Here is a 17,746-nt window from a genome sequence, read left to right on the forward strand (position 1 = left end):
GTAAGATAGCAGGCGATTAATACATCACTTTATGACCATACTGCTCAAGAATACCCTTTACACGCTCCATGGTCTCTTTTTTAGGCGGCTTCACGCCATCCAGTTTATATTCTTCGCCCATTGCCACCCATTTATGTTTGCCCAGCTCATGATAGGGCAACAGTTCGATTTTTTCGACATTACCCATATCGCGGGTAAACTCGCCCAGGCGATGCGCGGAATCATCGTCGTCAGACCAGCCGGGAACGACAACGTAACGGATCCAGACCTTCACATTTTTCTTTGATAAATACTGCGCGAATTCCAGCGTCCGGTGATTAGAGACACCGACCAGATTCTGGTGGATCTCATCATTCATCTGCTTGAGATCGAGCATCACCAGATCGGTAACGTCCAACAGTTCATCAATCACCGGGTCATAACGGCGCACAAAGCCGTTGGTGTCGAGACAGGTGTGGATACCTTCTTTTTTACAGGCGCGAAACCAGTCGCGTACAAATTCTGCCTGCAAAATGGCCTCGCCGCCGGATGCCGTCACGCCGCCGCCAGAAGCATTCATAAAATGCCGATAGGTCACCACCTCTTTCATTAAGTCTTCAACGGTGATTTCTTTACCGCCATGCGTATCCCATGTGTCGCGGTTATGGCAATACAGGCAGCGCATCAGGCAGCCCTGGAAAAAGGTAATAAAGCGGATGCCTGGGCCATCAACGGTGCCACAGGACTCAAAGGAGTGAATGCGACCAATAACCGGCTTTTTATCAGCAGTTACTGCAACACTTTCATTTGTAATACAATCGGTTAAGTTACTCATATCGCTTCGGCTAGCTCTAAATAACATGGGGTTTATGGACACATTCCGGGCATGTTGGGCACCCTGGTAAGGGGGTTGCATCCTGTAAAAAAGCGGTACTGCGAGCGTAAATTTTGGACTACAGAATGTGTGGCTGTTCCAGAATGTGCTGCAATGGAGCTATTTTACCTCTATTCAGTATAAAATATACGGCAAATCTATGCTGCATAACTCGCACCGCCAGAAATTGTGGCTCATTCATCAGCCCGTAACGCCTCAACCGCAATACATACTGTAAGTGTATCATCCATAGCGTCCTGGTTTTGCTGTTTATGATCCGCCTCTTTTTTCGAATGGTTGGCGCCGTTTTGTTGTGGTCAGAACGAAAATAATTCTCAACATAATTCAGATGTGTCCAAAGAACGTTATGCGCTGTACAGCGCCTGGCGTCGCATTCAACGTGTTATCAGGTGTAAATCTGATGTCATTTCTAAACCCAGGCTGATTCAATCTCTTAAATAGAGTGTGGTTTTAATCAAAAAATGAGAGCAACGGATTAAATTTTGCTTTCGCGGTAAATAATCAAGGGAGTTATTATGCCAGTTACGTTAAGTTTTGGTAATCGTCATAACTATGAAGTTAATGCTTCACGGCTAGCCCGTTTGATGAGTCCTGATAAAGAAGAAGCGCTATACATGGGGTTATGGGATAGATTTAAGGACTACTTCAGAACACACAAAAAAAGAGAGGTGCTGGAGGTATTATACACACTCATCCATGGATGTGAACGTGAAAATCAAGCTGAACTTAATGTTGATACAATCGGCATGGAGAAGATATATGCCTTTGCACAATTAAAACAATATGCTAATCCATCTCAACAAGACCGCTTTGTTATGCGTTTTGATGTGAGTCAGACACAAGTTTTATTTGAGATTGATGGCAGGGTTATTGATAAATGTAATTTGTATCGTATCCTCAACGTTTCAGAAAACTGTATTTTTAAAGTGATGGAAGAAGATGAGGAAGAGTTGTTTTTTAAAGCATGTATTAAGTATGGAGAAAAAATTGCTTGCTATCCAGAATTATTAGAAAACTTTGCTTTTGACCTTAGGCAGAAAGTTAATGAGGATGATGAAATTAGGGATGAAGTTTATAAGCTTATGCGATCTGGAGAAAATCGAAAAATGGCATGTGTTGAATGGAATGGTACGCTTACTGAGGATGAGATGGATAAACTACGTTGTCTTCAAATGGGGTCTTTTGAGATTTCTACCCAATTTTGTAAAATAGGTTACTGGGAATTAGAGGGAGAAGTCCTGTTTGATATGGTTCATCCAACACTTATCTATCTGCTACATGGATATATACCGTCATTGTCATGTGATTTTACAGAAGCTAACACCATGCTGTTTTCTGATGCATTAAATAAGGATTATGAGGAGTATCAAAATAATAAAAGAGAAATTGATGCTATTCTGAGAAGAATATATAGATCACATAATAACACTTTATTTATAAGTAAAAATTCTGGTTGTCGAAATATGCTTTTATAAAAATTAAAAAGGCCCCACTGATATGGAGCCTTTTTTGTACGCTTTTTATGGCGTAATTTCAGTCAAACCCATTACATGGTCTGCGTGAAGGTACGAGTAATAACGTCCTGCTGCTGTTCTTTCGTCAGGGAGTTAAAACGTACTGCGTAACCAGATACACGGATGGTCAGCTGCGGATATTTTTCCGGATGTTCCATCGCGTCCAGCAACATTTCACGGTTCATGACGTTGACGTTCAGGTGCTGACCGCCTTCGATGGACGCTTCGTGGTGGAAGTAACCATCCATCAGACCTGCCAGGTTAGTCTTACGAACTTCGTCGTCTTTACCCAGTGCGTTCGGAACGATAGAGAAGGTATAAGAAATACCATCTTTCGCGTAAGCAAACGGCAGTTTAGCAACGGAGGTCAGAGAAGCGACAGCGCCTTTCTGGTCACGACCGTGCATCGGGTTAGCACCTGGTCCGAACGGCGCGCCAGCACGACGACCATCCGGGGTGTTACCAGTTTTCTTACCATACACAACGTTAGAAGTGATGGTCAGAACAGACTGCGTCGGGATAGCGCCACGGTAGGTGGTCAGTTTCTGAATTTTCTTCATGAAACGTTCTACCAAGTCAACCGCCATGTCATCTACACGAGCGTCGTTGTTACCAAACTGCGGGTATTCGCCTTCGATTTCGAAGTCGATAGCCAGACCATCTTCGTCACGAATCGGTTTAACTTTCGCATATTTGATGGCAGACAGGGAGTCAGCCGCAACGGACAGACCTGCGATACCACACGCCATGGTGCGGATAACGTCACGGTCGTGCAACGCCATCAGAGAGGCTTCGTAGCTGTACTTGTCGTGCATGTAGTGGATAACGTTCAGCGCGGTGACATACTGTTTAGCCAGCCAGTCCATGAAGTGATCCATGCGATCCATCACTTCGTCGAAGTTCAGAACATCGCCTTTGATCGGTTCGGATTTCGGACCAACCTGCATTTTCAGTTTTTCATCAACGCCGCCGTTGATAGCGTACAGCATGGTTTTCGCCAGGTTTGCACGCGCGCCGAAGAACTGCATTTGTTTACCAACGATCATCGGGCTTACGCAGCATGCGATAGCGTAGTCATCGTTGTTGAAGTCCGGACGCATCAGGTCATCGTTCTCGTACTGCAGAGAAGAAGTGTCGATGGAGACTTTAGCGGCGAATTTCTTGAAGTTCAGCGGCAGTTTTTCAGACCACAGAACGGTGATGTTCGGCTCCGGAGACGGCCCCATGGTGTACAGGGTGTTCAGGAAACGGAAGCTGTTTTTGGTGACCAGAGTACGGCCATCAACGCCCATACCGCCGATAGATTCGGTTGCCCAAATCGGGTCGCCGGAGAACAGTTCATCATATTCAGGAGTACGCAGGAAGCGAACCATACGCAGTTTCATGACCAGGTGGTCAATCATTTCCTGTGCGTCTTGCTCGGTGATTTTGCCTGCTTTCAGGTCACGTTCGATGTACGCATCCAGGAAGGTGGATACACGACCGAAGGACATTGCTGCGCCGTTCTGAGATTTAACCGCAGCCAGGTAACCGAAGTAAGTCCACTGGATTGCTTCCTGAGCGTTAGTCGCCGGACCAGAGATATCGCAGCCGTATTTAGCTGCCATTTCTTTGATCTGACCCAGAGCGCGGTGCTGTTCAGCGATTTCTTCACGCAGACGGATAGTCGCTTCCAGATTTACGCCGTTTTCCAGATCGGATTGCAGAGACGTAAACTGTGCGAATTTGTCTTTCATCAGGTAGTCGATACCGTACAGCGCTACGCGACGGTAGTCACCGATGATACGGCCACGGCCATACGCATCCGGCAGACCGGTCAGAACGCCGGATTTACGGCAACGCAGGATGTCCGGAGTATAAACGTCGAACACGCCCTGGTTGTGAGTCTTACGGTATTCGGTGAAGATTTTTTTGATCATTGGGTCCAGCTCGCGATTGTACGCTTTGCAGGAACCTTCAACCATTTTGATACCGCCGAACGGGATAATCGCACGCTTCAGCGGAGCTTCAGTCTGCAGACCAACAATTTTCTCAAGCGCTTTGTTGATGTAGCCAGCGTCGTGAGAAGTGATGGTGGAAGCAACGGAGGTGTCAAAGTCAACAGGCGCGTGAGTGCGGTTTTCCTGTTTAACGCCTTCCATTACGCTGTCCCACAGCTTGGTGGTCGCGTCAGTAGCGCCAGCCAGGAAGGACTCGTCACCCTCATACGGAGTGTAGTTTTTCTGAATGAAGTCACGGACGTTTACTTCATTCTGCCAGTCACCTTTGGTAAAACCTTCCCAGGCTGTGGCTAACTTTTCATTAAGCTCGGACATGTAACACCTACCTTCTTAAGTGGATTTTTTATTTACTGCGTGTAATGGGCATCAACAGATTAATGATGCTCGTTACCACGCAGGTAAATGACCCAGTATGTCAACCCGACCAACAAACCGCCGCCGATAATATTACCGATCGTGACCGGAATCAGGTTATCAGTGATGAAGCTCATCACGGTCAGGTGAGAAAAACTTTCCGGAGACGAACCAACCGCGGTCCAAAACTCCGGTGTAGCAAAATCGCGTATTACAATACCCATAGGAATCATAAACATGTTTGCGATACTGTGCTCAAAACCGCTGGCGACAAACATGGCGACGGGCAGTACCATGATGAACGCTTTGTCCATCAGGCTACGACCTGAGTAGCTCATCCACACGGCCAGACAAACCATCAGGTTCGCCAGAATACCGAGGCAGACAGCTTCAATAAAAGTGTGGTGCATTTTGTGGTCGGCGGTTTGCAGGACGTTAAGTCCCCATTGACCGTTGGCAGTCATATACTCGCCGGAAAGCCACATCAGTAACACGAAAAGCAGAGCGCCAATCAGGTTACCAAAATAGACGTTTAACCAGTTTTTAGCCAGTTGCCCCCAGGTGATGCGACCGCTAGCTTTAGCTACAACGATCAGAACAGTAGAGGTGAAAAGATCAGCGCCGCAAATAACACAGAGAATCAGTCCCAAAGAGAAACAGATACCCCCGATAAGTTTCGCCATGCCATAAGGCATCGCGCCAGTACCGGTTGTCGCAGTAATATAAAAAACAAAGGCAATTGAAATGAATACGCCGGCGGTAATCGCCAGATAGAAAGTCTTAAGCGGATGTTTCGTTGCTTTATAGACGCCTGCTTCTTCAGCCACTTTGGCCATTGCTGCAGGGAGTAAAAGGTCAAAAGGGTTGTCAGCTTTCACACTAACTCTCTCTTTATTAAGTCGGCGACGAGATACTAACAAAGCATTATAGATGAGAATTTGATATAGATCATATCTCGCCTGGCTTATAGGCCCGTAAGTCGCATGGCTTTTATGCAATTACGGTGTAACTTTTTGATTATCCTAATAAAAATAAATTTTAAAAATTATAAATAGAGTTGAATTTTTTCCTGGCTCCTCCTGCTGCACGGTTAATTAATATGGAGTAATCAACAAATAAAGTAACATCACTATGTCAATTAATTTAATGTCAACAACCAATATTTAACCTTGTTATTACATTTTTCGCCGTTTAGTGAAAATAAATAAAACGGGGCCGCAAAGGCGCCCCGTAATATAACGCAGCCGAGAGGGTAAACCTACCCTAAGTCACTCATATGGCCTTATTTTGACCAGTATGCCGCTTTCGCGCGCTGTAATTTATCATACGCTTTTAACAAGGACTGATGCGCCGGGAACGCTTGTAGATCGTGGTCGACAGCCGGTAGTCCATAAAAAGCCGCTTCACCGCTAAGCGCGGCGCTGGCGGCTTCTACAGCCTCCGCGCCATACATTTTTATAAAAGCATTGAGATATTGCAGTGGCTGACGCGTATCTTCTTGCGACAGGAGCAGCAGCGTTTGCAGGCAACGGTAATAGTTTGCGCGTGCCGGACTAAAGACCGACGAATTGAACTCCATCGTCCATTCTGTCCAGATTAGCGCCTGCTCCAAATCGCCGCCCGCTAACGCTAGCATTGCTTTTAATTCACCAACGCGCAGTGTATACCAACCATTGTCCGCTCCGGTCGCCAGACCCAGCAGTTCACGCACGCGGGTGAAATCGTCAAAACCTTCTTCATCCAATTGTTCAATCAGATTGAGATAATCTTCTTTATTCCAGGCGCTACCGGGCAGCGAAAGCAGAGTCTCACGAAGATGGCTACCCATATTGTTGTTGGCCAGCCACAGATCTTCGGCAGGATAAATATCAGACATTCCCGGTACGATAATACGACAGGCGTATACGCCGAGATGCTCGTAATCGGCAATGTAAACTTCTTTATCTTCAGCAGCAAAGATGGCCATCAGCGTGGCGAACTCTTCTTCGGTAGTGCCGGAAAAAGTCCAGTCCGTGAACGGATAATCGGCGTCCTGTTTGAACAGATCCCAGGAAATCAGGCCGCTGGAGTCGATGAAGTGGGTCTCCAGATTAGTGTGCTCCGCGACTTCTTCATCATCGAACGTTGGTGGCGTGAAGACATCAAGATCTTTCAGTCCGCGTCCCTGGAGTAGCTCGGTCACTGTACGTTCCAGCGCAACGCCAAAGTCAGGATGGGCGCCAAAAGAAGCAAAGCAGGTACCGTTAGCCGGGTTGAACAGCACGACGCAGATAACCGGATACTTACCGCCCAGCGAGCCGTCATAGGCGAAAATCGGGAAACCTTCGGCTTCCAGCGTGGCGATTGACTCCATTACCGCCGGATAACGCGCCATCACCTCTGCGGGAATCTCCGGCAGACTGATACTTTCCGCAATGATGCGGTTTTTCACATAACGCTCGAAGACTTCCGACAGTCCCTGAACGCGGGCTTCATTACGCGTATTGCCGGCGGACATTCCGTTAGAGACGTACAGGTTGCCGATGATATTCATCGGAATATACACGGTCTGGTTATCGGACTGACGGGTAAATGGCAGGCCGCAGACGCCGCGTGCTTCATTGCCGGACTGAAGATCAATTAACTGGCTTCCGGTGAGTTCATTTTCCGGATCGTAAAACGCGCGCAGACGGGCATCAAGCAAGCCTTCCGGTACGTCGTCATTTTCAGTCAGCGGAAACCACTTTTCATTCGGATAATGCACGAATGGCCCGTTGGCGATCGTTTCGCCAAGCCAGAAATCAGCAAAAAAGTAGTTGGTTGACAGACGCTCGAAGTATTCGCCCAGCGCCGAGGCCAGCGCCGCTTTTTTGGTCGCGCCTTTTCCGTTGGTAAAGCATAACGCGCACTCTTTATCGCGAATATGCACTGACCAGACGTTTGGCACCGGGTTCAGCCAGGAGGCCTCTTCGATGTGAAAGCCGAGGTCGAGTAACTTTTGCTGGAAGCGGGCGATGGAGTCTTCCAGCGCGGCGTCTTTGCCGGGAATAAATGTTTGCGTCATGAAAATCACTTTTGTCGTACGGAAAGCGCGCAATGATACGGGTTTTATGTGACGGGCGCTATCTCGCCGGGACATCGGCGGAAATAAAAGTATTGGCTATGCTTTTACACTGGAATTCACAGGAAGAGCATAAAAAATGAAAGCATTTGATTTGCAACGAATGGCGCTGGATAACGTGCCGGTAGCGTTTTTGGGGGAAGTGGCGCTACGTAGCTTTTACACCTTTGTTCTGGTGTTTCTTTTCTTAAAGGTGACAGGACGACGCGGCGTACGGCAAATGTCGCTTTTTGAAGTGCTGATCATTTTGACATTGGGGTCGGCGGCAGGCGACGTCGCGTTTTATGATGACGTTCCGATGCTCCCTGTTCTGGTGGTATTCATCACCCTGGCGCTGCTCTATCGCCTGGTCATGTGGCTGATGGCGCATAGTGAAAAGTTGGAAGATCTGCTGGAAGGCAAGTCGGTGGTCATTGTTGAAGACGGCGAACTGGCGTGGGAAAAACTGCAGCGCTCGAACATGACGGAGTTTGAATTTTTTATGGAGCTTCGCTTGAATGGCGTTGAGCAACTGGGGCAGGTCAGACTGGCCATCCTGGAGACAAACGGACAAATCAGCGTCTATTTCTTTGAAAATAAAGACGTTAAGCCGGGGTTAAGCATTCTTCCTGAGCACTGTACGCCACGCTTTATCGTGGCGCCGGAGGCTGGCGACTATGCCTGCGTACGTTGCAGTGAAGTGATACGCATGAACGCCGGGGAAAAGCAATTATGTCCGCGCTGCGCAAATCCAGAATGGACGAAGGCAAGCCGGGCTAAACGCGTTGTTTAACAGCGAAAATATCGGATTTATACGGTTAATCCGGAAGATTCTGTTGTGTGACGCATGCCGCATTTTCTCCTCGCATTGTTTTACCCATTGCGGCGCGTGTCACTGAATGATAAAACCGATATTCACATGAATAACGTTTGCCTGATGTCTGTCAGGCAGGAAACAATGCAGCGTGGTGAGGGGAAATGGCTCAGGTCTTTAATTTTAGTTCAGGTCCGGCGATGCTACCGGCGGAAGTACTTAAACTGGCGCAACAGGAACTGCGTGACTGGCACGGTCTTGGTACGTCGGTAATGGAAATTAGCCATCGAGGCAAAGAGTTTATCCAGGTCGCTGAAGAGGCGGAGCAGGATTTTCGCGATCTCCTTAATATCCCCTCCAACTATAAAGTTTTATTTTGTCACGGCGGCGGTCGCGGGCAGTTTGCTGGCGTGCCGCTCAATCTGCTGGGCGATAAAACCACGGCGGATTATGTCGATGCCGGTTACTGGGCGGCGAGCGCCATCAAAGAAGCCAAAAAATACTGTGCGCCGCAGATTATCGACGCCAAAATCACCGTTGACGGCAAACGTGCCGTAAAACCGATGCGCGAGTGGCAGCTTTCCGATAACGCCGCTTATTTACACTATTGCCCGAATGAGACCATTGACGGCATCGCCATCGATGAAACGCCGGATTTTGGCCCGGAAGTGGTCGTCACGGCGGATTTTTCTTCTACCATCCTGTCTGCGCCGCTGGACGTCTCTCGCTATGGCGTAATTTATGCTGGCGCGCAGAAGAATATCGGTCCGGCAGGACTGACGCTGGTTATTGTCCGGGAGGATCTGTTAGGCAAGGCGCATGAGAGCTGCCCGTCCATCCTCGACTACACCGTCCTGAATGATAACGACTCGATGTTTAATACGCCGCCGACTTTCGCCTGGTATCTTTCCGGTCTGGTGTTCAAATGGTTGAAAGCGCAGGGCGGCGTGGCGGCGATGCACAAAATCAATCAGCAAAAAGCGGAGTTGCTGTACGGTGTGATTGATAACAGCGATTTCTACCGTAACGATGTCGCACAGGCCAACCGTTCGCGGATGAATGTTCCGTTCCAGTTAGCGGACAATGCGCTGGACAAGGTCTTTCTGGAAGAGTCTTTCGCCGCCGGTCTGCACGCCTTAAAAGGGCACCGTGTTGTTGGCGGGATGCGCGCCTCTATCTATAACGCCATGCCGATTGAAGGGGTAAAAGCGCTAACCGATTTCATGATCGATTTTGAGCGTCGCCACGGCTAATACGTTTCTTTTTTCATCCCCACGGCCAGTCTGTGGGGTTTTTATTTCTGTTTTTTGAGAGTTGAGTTTCATGGAATCCCTGACGTTACAACCCATCGCGCGGGTCGATGGCGCCATTAATTTACCTGGCTCCAAAAGTGTTTCAAACCGTGCTTTGCTCCTGGCGGCTTTAGCTTGTGGTAAAACCGTTCTGACGAATCTGCTGGATAGCGATGACGTCCGCCATATGCTCAATGCCCTGAGCGCGTTGGGGATCAATTACACCCTTTCTGCCGATCGCACCCGCTGTGATATCACGGGTAATGGCGGCGCATTACATGCGCCAGGCGCTCTGGAACTGTTTCTCGGTAATGCCGGAACCGCGATGCGTCCGTTAGCGGCAGCGCTATGTCTGGGGCAAAATGAGATAGTGTTAACCGGCGAACCGCGTATGAAAGAGCGTCCGATAGGCCATCTGGTCGATTCGCTGCGTCAGGGCGGGGCGAATATTGATTACCTGGAGCAGGAAAACTATCCGCCCCTGCGTCTGCGCGGCGGTTTTACCGGCGGCGACATTGAGGTTGATGGTAGCGTTTCCAGCCAGTTCCTGACCGCTCTGCTGATGACGGCGCCGCTGGCGCCTGAAGACACAATTATTCGCGTTAAAGGCGAACTGGTATCAAAACCTTACATCGATATCACGCTAAATTTAATGAAAACCTTTGGCGTGGAGATAGCGAACCATCACTACCAACAATTTGTCGTGAAGGGCGGTCAAAAGTATCACTCTCCAGGTCGCTATCTGGTCGAGGGCGATGCCTCGTCAGCGTCCTATTTTCTCGCCGCCGGGGCGATAAAAGGCGGCACGGTAAAAGTGACCGGGATTGGCCGCAAAAGTATGCAGGGCGATATTCGTTTTGCCGATGTGCTGGAGAAAATGGGCGCGACCATTACCTGGGGCGATGATTTTATTGCCTGCACGCGCGGCGAATTGCACGCCATAGATATGGATATGAACCATATTCCGGATGCGGCGATGACGATTGCCACCACGGCGCTGTTTGCGAAAGGAACCACGACGTTGCGCAATATTTATAACTGGCGAGTGAAAGAAACCGATCGCCTGTTCGCGATGGCGACCGAGCTACGTAAAGTGGGCGCTGAAGTCGAAGAAGGGCACGACTATATTCGTATCACGCCGCCGGCGAAGCTCCAACACGCGGATATTGGCACGTACAACGACCACCGTATGGCGATGTGTTTCTCACTGGTCGCACTGTCCGATACGCCAGTCACGATCCTGGACCCTAAATGTACCGCAAAAACGTTCCCTGATTATTTCGAACAACTGGCGCGAATGAGTACGCCTGCCTAAGTCTTCTGTTGCGCCAGTCGACGGGCTGGCGCGCCGAGTCCGTATTCGCACTATTTTTATAATTATGACTAATGCTAATTTGTTGATGATTTAACACATTGATTTATGTGTTTTTTATAATAGTTATCAACGGAAGATTAGTATGAAAAATAAATCATTATTACTGGCGGTGGCGATTTCCGCTACGCTACTGGCAGGATGTAAAAATGGCGTGAATGGCAATTTAATCGCCAGCTCCGGCATGTCAGCCTACAAAGCCGCCACACTGTCCGATGCGGATGTTAAAGCATTATCTAATAATGCCTGTAAACAAATGGACAGCGAGAATCAACTGGCAGGTTCGAAAAGCAAATACACCAAACGTCTGAGCAAAATCGCTAAAGCGCTGGGTAACAACATTGACGGTACGCCGGTTAGCTATAAAGTCTATATGACCAGCGATATCAACGCATGGGCGATGGCGAACGGTTGCGTTCGCGTATACTCCGGCCTGATGGATCTGATGACCGATAATGAAATTGAAGGCGTACTGGGCCATGAACTGGGGCATGTCTCTTTAGGGCACTCCCGCAAGGCAATGCAGACCGCCTATGCCACGCTGGCGGCTCGCGATGCGATTTCCGCCACCAGCGGCGTCGCAGCGCAGCTTTCCCAGTCTCAATTGGGCGATCTGGCGGAAGGCGTCATCAATTCGGCGTTTTCTCGCAGTCAGGAGTCGGATGCGGATGACTTCTCTTACGATCTGCTGAAAAAACGTGGGATTAACACCCAGGGCTTAGTCACGGCATTCGATAAATTCGCCACAATGGACGCAGGTCATGCAAAATCATTGATGGACTCCCACCCGGCCTCAGCCGATCGCGCGCAGCATATGCGCGACAGAATTGCCGAAGATAAAAAGTAAATCATTGTCATCTTTCGGGCTGGTTTCTCGCCAGCCCGCTATAATTGCGCAATTATTCCGCATCTGATTACAGACAAAACTGGTTTTTGCACGCAACGTTAACGGTCGCGAGCGTTGGCGCGTATAATGCGCGGCGTTTACGTTAACGGTACGCCTGTTTAAGGAGATAAAGATGACGGCAATTGCCCCGGTAATAACCATTGATGGCCCAAGCGGTGCAGGTAAAGGCACCTTGTGCAAAGCAATGGCGGAAGCATTGCAATGGCATCTGCTGGATTCCGGCGCGATATACCGCGTACTGGCGCTGGCGGCATTGCATCACCATGTCGATCTCGCCTCTGAAGATGCGCTGGTACCGCTGGCGTCCCATCTGGACGTGCGTTTCGTCTCAACGGACGGCAACCTGGAAGTTATCCTGGAAGGCGAGGACGTTAGCGGCGAAATCCGTACGCAGGAAGTCGCGAACGCGGCATCCCAGGTGGCGGCATTCCCACGCGTGCGTGAAGCGCTTCTTCGCCGCCAACGTGCATTCCGCGAAGCGCCTGGTTTAATCGCCGATGGACGCGATATGGGGACCGTGGTCTTCCCGGATGCGCCGGTAAAAATTTTCCTTGACGCCTCCTCGGAGGAACGTGCGCATCGACGTATGCTACAGTTGCAGGAGAATGGCTTTAGTGTTAACTTTGAACGCCTTTTGGCCGAGATCAAGGAACGCGACGATCGCGATCGTAATCGCGCTGTAGCGCCGTTAGTTCCTGCTGCTGATGCATTAGTTTTGGATTCTACCCGATTAAGCATTGAGCAAGTGATTGAAAAAGCGTTACAATATGCGCGCCAAAAATTGGCTCTCGCTTAAATGCGACCGAATTTGTAGTACCCCCGTTGCAAAGGATTGACAGCGGGTATGTTAAACAACCCCATCCGGCACGGAGCCAGGTGGACGTTAAATATGAAACCTGAAGATTAAACATGACTGAATCTTTTGCTCAACTCTTTGAAGAATCCTTAAAAGAAATCGAAACCCGCCCGGGTTCCATCGTTCGTGGTGTTGTTGTTGCTATCGACAAAGACGTAGTACTGGTTGACGCCGGTCTGAAATCTGAGTCTGCCATTCCGGCTGAGCAGTTCAAAAACGCCCAGGGCGAACTGGAAATCCAGGTTGGTGACGAAGTTGACGTTGCTCTGGATGCAGTAGAAGACGGCTTCGGTGAAACTCTGCTCTCTCGTGAGAAAGCTAAACGTCACGAAGCATGGATCACGCTGGAAAAAGCTTACGAAGATGCTGAAACTGTTACCGGTGTTATCAACGGCAAAGTTAAGGGTGGCTTCACTGTTGAGCTGAACGGTATTCGCGCGTTCCTGCCGGGTTCTCTGGTAGACGTTCGTCCGGTGCGTGACACTCTGCACCTGGAAGGCAAAGAGCTTGAATTCAAAGTAATCAAGCTGGACCAGAAACGTAACAACGTTGTGGTTTCTCGTCGTGCCGTTATCGAATCCGAAAACAGCGCAGAACGCGATCAGCTGCTGGAAAACCTGCAGGAAGGCATGGAAGTTAAAGGTATCGTTAAGAACCTCACTGACTACGGTGCATTCGTTGATCTGGGCGGCGTTGACGGCCTGCTGCACATCACTGATATGGCCTGGAAACGCGTTAAGCATCCGAGCGAAATCGTGAACGTTGGCGACGAAATCAACGTGAAAGTGCTGAAATTCGACCGCGAGCGTACCCGTGTATCTCTGGGCCTGAAACAGCTGGGCGAAGATCCGTGGGTTGCTATCGCTAAACGTTATCCGGAAGGTACCAAACTGACCGGTCGCGTGACCAACCTGACCGACTACGGCTGCTTCGTTGAAATCGAAGAAGGCGTTGAAGGCCTGGTTCACGTTTCCGAAATGGACTGGACCAACAAAAACATCCACCCGTCCAAAGTGGTTAACGTTGGCGACGTAGTGGAAGTGATGGTTCTGGATATCGACGAAGAACGTCGTCGTATCTCCTTAGGGTTGAAGCAGTGCAAATCTAACCCGTGGCAGCAGTTCGCAGAAACCCACAACAAGGGCGACCGCGTTGAAGGTAAAATCAAGTCTATCACTGACTTCGGTATCTTCATCGGCCTGGACGGCGGCATCGACGGCCTGGTTCACCTGTCTGACATCTCCTGGAACGTTGCAGGCGAAGAAGCAGTTCGTGAATACAAAAAAGGCGACGAAATCGCTGCAGTTGTTCTGCAGGTTGACGCAGAACGTGAACGTATCTCCCTGGGCGTTAAACAGCTCGCAGAAGATCCGTTCAACAACTGGGTTGCTCTGAACAAGAAAGGCGCTATCGTAACCGGTAAAGTCACTGCAGTTGACGCGAAAGGCGCAACCGTAGAACTGGCTGACGGCGTTGAAGGTTACCTGCGTGCTTCTGAAGCATCCCGTGACCGCGTTGAAGATGCGACTCTGGTTCTGAGCGTTGGCGACGACGTTGAAGCTAAATTCACCGGCGTTGATCGTAAAAACCGCGCAATCAGCCTGTCTGTTCGTGCGAAAGACGAAGCTGACGAGAAAGATGCCATCGCAACTGTTAACAAACAGGAAGATGCAAACTTCTCTAACAACGCAATGGCTGAAGCATTCAAAGCAGCTAAAGGCGAGTAATCCTCTGAAACTTCGGGTCTTTTAGTCCGAAGTATAACGAGATTACTTGACAGATTGCAGGTTTCGGCCTGTAATCAAGCACTAAGGGCGGCTACGGCCGCCCTTAATCAATCTCACGGCTGCAGCCAATTTGCCTTTAAGGAACCGGAGGAATCATGACCAAGTCAGAATTGATTGAAAGACTTGCAACCCAGCAATCTCACATTCCCGCTAAGGCGGTTGAAGACGCGGTAAAAGAGATGCTGGAGCATATGGCCTCGACTCTTGCGCAGGGCGAGCGTATTGAAATCCGCGGTTTCGGCAGTTTTTCTTTGCATTACCGCGCGCCTCGTACCGGACGTAACCCCAAGACCGGCGATAAAGTGGAACTGGAAGGAAAATACGTTCCTCACTTTAAACCGGGTAAAGAACTGCGCGATCGCGCCAATATTTACGGTTAAGTTTTAACGCAAAACTTGAACCCGAAAAAAGCACCGTCAGGGTGCTTTTTTCATTTATACGCCGTCAGGCGCAAACGCTATTCGACCGAAAACTGGAAAACGTTTCGCATTTTTTGCTGCGTCTTACATTTATCAGGTAAAAAACCTGGAATCCGCGCCGTATAGCACAAAATCCCCTCCAGACAATGGCGTCCTGAACCTGCACACTTTCCCGCACAGGGAGGTGTCTATGAAGATAACGACGGTCAGCGTATGCGTAGTATGCGGCATACTTCCGCTCATGATATTGCCAGTATTACCTGATACGTGGATTCTCGCGGTGCTGTTTTGTCTGGCATGTTTGCTTTGCCTCATACCCCATCACTATGCGCGCTACGCGGCATTAACATTGCTCTTTTTCATGTGGGGGATATTTGCCGCCAGGCAGGCCATTTGGGCGGGAAACGTCCTGCCCGCCGCGACGCAGGAGGCGACAGTCGTCATTACTGCCACCGATCATATGACCACTCATTATGGGCGAATCACCCATTTGCGTGGAAAGCCGCTCTTTCCTGCTGTAGGGATTGTCCTGCATGGCCAGTACTTACCCACGGAAGTGTGTGCCGGGCAACAGTGGGCGATGACGCTGAAGGTCAGAGCGGTACACGGGCAGCTTAACGAAGGCGGTTTTGATAGCCAACGTTACGCGCTGGCGCAGCACCAACCGTTGACCGGGCGTTTTCTACAGGCTAAAGCGATTAACCCTGAGTGTAGCTTGCGTGGGCGCTATCTTGCTTCGCTTCGCGCTACGCTTGCGCCTTATCCGTGGCAGCAGGTTATTCTGGCGTTGGGAATGGGGGAGCGGGGAGCGGTGTCGCAGGAGGTGAAGGCCGTTATGCGCGATACGGGGACTGCCCATTTGATGGCGATTTCCGGCCTGCATATCGCTTTTGCCGCGTTATTGGCTGCCGGATTAATCCGTGGCGGACAATTCTTTTTGCCGGTCAGATGGATTCGTTGGCAGACGCCATTGCTGGGCGGCATTTTTTGCGCGATATGTTATGCCTGGCTTACCGGCTTACAACCGCCTGCGCTGCGCACGGTGGCGGCACTGAGCGTCTGGGGAGGATTAAAATTAAGCGGACGACAGTGGAGCGGCTGGCAAGTCTGGTGCTGCTGTCTGGCCGCGATTATTTTCGCCGATCCTGTGGCGGTTATATCACAAAGTCTTTGGCTGTCAGCATTTGCGGTTGCCGGCCTGTTATTCTGGTATCAGTGGTTTCCTGCGCCAAACGGAAATTTTCCACGGGGCTTACGTTGGTTGCTTAACCTGCTTCACCTACAGGCAGGCATTACACTTCTGCTTTTGCCTCTCCAGGTGGCGCTTTTTCATGGCATAAGCGTTACCGCAATGCTGGCGAATCTTTTTGCCGTACCCTGGGTCACATTTGTGACGGTTCCGCTCATCCTGGCGGGAATGATTCTGCATTTAACCGGGCCGTTTTTTCTTGAAGAGTGGGTATGGTACCTGACCGATCGCGCGTTAGCCGCGCTATTTTACCTGTTGAATGCTTTACCGCAGGGCTGGGTGAATATTGATAACCGTTGGCAGTGGCTGACGTTTTTGCCCTGGCTAATGCTTATCGCGTGGCGATTAAACGTCTGGCGTACCTGGCCGGCGGTCTGTTTATGCGGGTTATTGTTGATGAGCTGGCCACTCTGGCGACCGATAAACGCCAGCGGATGGCAGGTGCATATGCTGGATGTCGGTCAGGGGCTGGCGATAGCGATCGTCAGGGGCGATAAAGTAATACTCTACGATACCGGTCGGGCATGGCCGGAGGGCGACAGCGGGCAACAGGTTATTATTCCCTGGTTGCGCTGGCATAATCTGACGCCGGAGGGCGTTATTTTGAGTCATGAGCATCTGGATCATCGGGGCGGGCTGCGTTCGCTACAGCGGGTCTGGCCGTCAATGTGGATTCGCAGCCCGTTAGGCTGGCAGGGACATTTGCCCTGTTTTCGCGGCGAGCAGTGGCAATGGCAGGGGTTAACGTTTCAGGCGCACTGGCCGTTACGCGAAAGTGCTGATCGAGGAAATAACCGTTCCTGTGTGGTCAAAGTGGATGACGGCGTACATAGCATCCTGCTCACGGGCGATATTGAAGCGGGCGCTGAACAAAAAATGCTAAGTCGTTACTGGCGACATCTTGCGGCGACGTTTATCCAGGTGCCGCATCATGGTAGTAATACGTCGTCGTCGCTACCATTTATTCAGCGCGTACATGGTGAAGCGGCGCTGGCGTCCGCATCGCGCTATAACGCATGGCGGCTGCCGTCCCGCAAGGTAAAACAGCGCTACCAGCAACAGGCGTATCAGTGGTTTGATACACCCCACCAGGGGCAAATTTCGCTGCGGTTTTCTCCGCAGGGCTGGCGCATACAAGGCTTACGGGATCAAATTTTACCTCGCTGGTATCATCAGTGGTTTGGCGTGTCCGAGGATAACGGGTAGAATATGCGGCTATTTCAACAAAT

14 protein-coding genes are annotated in these 17,746 nt (G+C 50.1%); 9 read left to right on the plus strand and 5 right to left on the minus strand.

The window, feature by feature from the left end:
• Window positions 1-16: 16 nt before the first annotated feature.
• Window positions 17-814, minus strand: a complete 798-nt coding sequence (pflA, locus tag EOS97_RS18295) for a pyruvate formate lyase 1-activating protein (RefSeq protein ID WP_000067928.1) — start codon at window positions 812-814, stop codon at window positions 17-19.
• Between the two features lie 118 nt (window positions 815-932).
• On the minus strand, window positions 933-1,202 hold the full coding sequence (locus EOS97_RS18300; protein ID WP_077906518.1) for a cytoplasmic protein: 270 nt from the start codon (window positions 1,200-1,202) through the stop codon (window positions 933-935).
• A 187-nt stretch (window positions 1,203-1,389) separates the two neighbouring features.
• On the opposite strand from EOS97_RS18300, the gene sopD2 reads away from it, so the two are divergent.
• The gene (gene sopD2 / locus EOS97_RS18305; protein WP_023165769.1) at window positions 1,390-2,349 is read left to right on the plus strand and encodes a type III secretion system effector SopD2; all 960 of its coding nucleotides are present in this window, start codon (window positions 1,390-1,392) and stop codon (window positions 2,347-2,349) included.
• Window positions 2,350-2,420: 71 nt separating this feature from the next.
• Here sopD2 and pflB read toward each other — a convergent pair whose 3' ends face one another.
• The 3 genes from pflB to ycaO form a co-directional block, all read right to left on the minus strand.
• Window positions 2,421-4,703, minus strand: a complete 2,283-nt coding sequence (gene pflB / locus EOS97_RS18310) for a formate C-acetyltransferase (protein WP_001292799.1) — start codon at window positions 4,701-4,703, stop codon at window positions 2,421-2,423.
• Between the two features lie 59 nt (window positions 4,704-4,762).
• The gene (gene focA, locus EOS97_RS18315) at window positions 4,763-5,620 is read right to left on the minus strand and encodes a formate transporter FocA (RefSeq protein WP_000642539.1); all 858 of its coding nucleotides are present in this window, start codon (window positions 5,618-5,620) and stop codon (window positions 4,763-4,765) included.
• A 404-nt stretch (window positions 5,621-6,024) separates the two neighbouring features.
• Window positions 6,025-7,785 carry a 30S ribosomal protein S12 methylthiotransferase accessory factor YcaO gene (ycaO, locus tag EOS97_RS18320; RefSeq protein WP_001804686.1) on the minus strand — a complete coding sequence of 587 codons (1,761 nt, stop codon included), beginning with the start codon at window positions 7,783-7,785 and terminating at the stop codon, window positions 6,025-6,027.
• Between the two features lie 136 nt (window positions 7,786-7,921).
• Between ycaO and EOS97_RS18325 the strand changes: the two genes are divergently transcribed.
• The 8 genes from EOS97_RS18325 to EOS97_RS18360 all read left to right on the plus strand — a co-directional run bounded on the left by EOS97_RS18325 (window position 7,922) and on the right by EOS97_RS18360 (window position 17,723).
• Complete coding sequence (locus tag EOS97_RS18325) at window positions 7,922-8,614, plus strand: DUF421 domain-containing protein (protein WP_000642866.1); 693 nt, start codon at window positions 7,922-7,924, stop codon at window positions 8,612-8,614.
• 185 nt (window positions 8,615-8,799) lie between these two features.
• On the plus strand, window positions 8,800-9,888 hold the full coding sequence (serC, locus tag EOS97_RS18330) for a 3-phosphoserine/phosphohydroxythreonine transaminase (protein ID WP_000079590.1): 1,089 nt from the start codon (window positions 8,800-8,802) through the stop codon (window positions 9,886-9,888).
• Between the two features lie 70 nt (window positions 9,889-9,958).
• Complete coding sequence (aroA, locus tag EOS97_RS18335) at window positions 9,959-11,242, plus strand: 3-phosphoshikimate 1-carboxyvinyltransferase (RefSeq protein ID WP_000445182.1); 1,284 nt, start codon at window positions 9,959-9,961, stop codon at window positions 11,240-11,242.
• A gap of 142 nt (window positions 11,243-11,384) precedes the next feature.
• Entirely contained in the window at window positions 11,385-12,146 is a 762-nt protein-coding gene (locus tag EOS97_RS18340) for a M48 family metallopeptidase (RefSeq protein WP_000792301.1), read from the plus strand.
• Window positions 12,147-12,318: 172 nt separating this feature from the next.
• Entirely contained in the window at window positions 12,319-13,002 is a 684-nt protein-coding gene (gene cmk / locus EOS97_RS18345) for a (d)CMP kinase (protein WP_000125007.1), read from the plus strand.
• A 113-nt stretch (window positions 13,003-13,115) separates the two neighbouring features.
• The gene (gene rpsA, locus EOS97_RS18350; RefSeq protein ID WP_000140324.1) at window positions 13,116-14,789 is read left to right on the plus strand and encodes a 30S ribosomal protein S1; all 1,674 of its coding nucleotides are present in this window, start codon (window positions 13,116-13,118) and stop codon (window positions 14,787-14,789) included.
• Window positions 14,790-14,944: 155 nt separating this feature from the next.
• Entirely contained in the window at window positions 14,945-15,229 is a 285-nt protein-coding gene (gene ihfB, locus EOS97_RS18355) for an integration host factor subunit beta (protein WP_000167332.1), read from the plus strand.
• Between the two features lie 229 nt (window positions 15,230-15,458).
• Window positions 15,459-17,723 carry a ComEC family protein gene (locus tag EOS97_RS18360; RefSeq protein ID WP_000705779.1) on the plus strand — a complete coding sequence of 755 codons (2,265 nt, stop codon included), beginning with the start codon at window positions 15,459-15,461 and terminating at the stop codon, window positions 17,721-17,723.
• The last annotated feature ends 23 nt before the right edge of the window (window positions 17,724-17,746 follow it).

Origin of the sequence: Salmonella sp. SSDFZ54, from assembly GCF_004010735.1 — a bacterium.
Classification (GTDB): domain Bacteria; phylum Pseudomonadota; class Gammaproteobacteria; order Enterobacterales; family Enterobacteriaceae; genus Salmonella; species Salmonella enterica.

What these genes read in the sequence shown, in the direction of transcription:
- pflA (WP_000067928.1), bottom strand. Translation starts at nt 814, where the DNA reads ATGAGTAACTTAACCGATTGTATTACAAATGAAAGTGTTGCAGTAACT.
- sopD2 (WP_023165769.1), top strand. Translation starts at nt 1,390, where the DNA reads ATGCCAGTTACGTTAAGTTTTGGTAATCGTCATAACTATGAAGTTAAT.
- pflB (WP_001292799.1), bottom strand. Translation starts at nt 4,703, where the DNA reads ATGTCCGAGCTTAATGAAAAGTTAGCCACAGCCTGGGAAGGTTTTACC.
- ycaO (WP_001804686.1), bottom strand. Translation starts at nt 7,785, where the DNA reads ATGACGCAAACATTTATTCCCGGCAAAGACGCCGCGCTGGAAGACTCC.
- EOS97_RS18325 (WP_000642866.1), top strand. Translation starts at nt 7,922, where the DNA reads ATGAAAGCATTTGATTTGCAACGAATGGCGCTGGATAACGTGCCGGTA.
- serC (WP_000079590.1), top strand. Translation starts at nt 8,800, where the DNA reads ATGGCTCAGGTCTTTAATTTTAGTTCAGGTCCGGCGATGCTACCGGCG.
- aroA (WP_000445182.1), top strand. Translation starts at nt 9,959, where the DNA reads ATGGAATCCCTGACGTTACAACCCATCGCGCGGGTCGATGGCGCCATT.
- EOS97_RS18340 (WP_000792301.1), top strand. Translation starts at nt 11,385, where the DNA reads ATGAAAAATAAATCATTATTACTGGCGGTGGCGATTTCCGCTACGCTA.
- cmk (WP_000125007.1), top strand. Translation starts at nt 12,319, where the DNA reads ATGACGGCAATTGCCCCGGTAATAACCATTGATGGCCCAAGCGGTGCA.
- rpsA (WP_000140324.1), top strand. Translation starts at nt 13,116, where the DNA reads ATGACTGAATCTTTTGCTCAACTCTTTGAAGAATCCTTAAAAGAAATC.
- ihfB (WP_000167332.1), top strand. Translation starts at nt 14,945, where the DNA reads ATGACCAAGTCAGAATTGATTGAAAGACTTGCAACCCAGCAATCTCAC.
- EOS97_RS18360 (WP_000705779.1), top strand. Translation starts at nt 15,459, where the DNA reads ATGAAGATAACGACGGTCAGCGTATGCGTAGTATGCGGCATACTTCCG.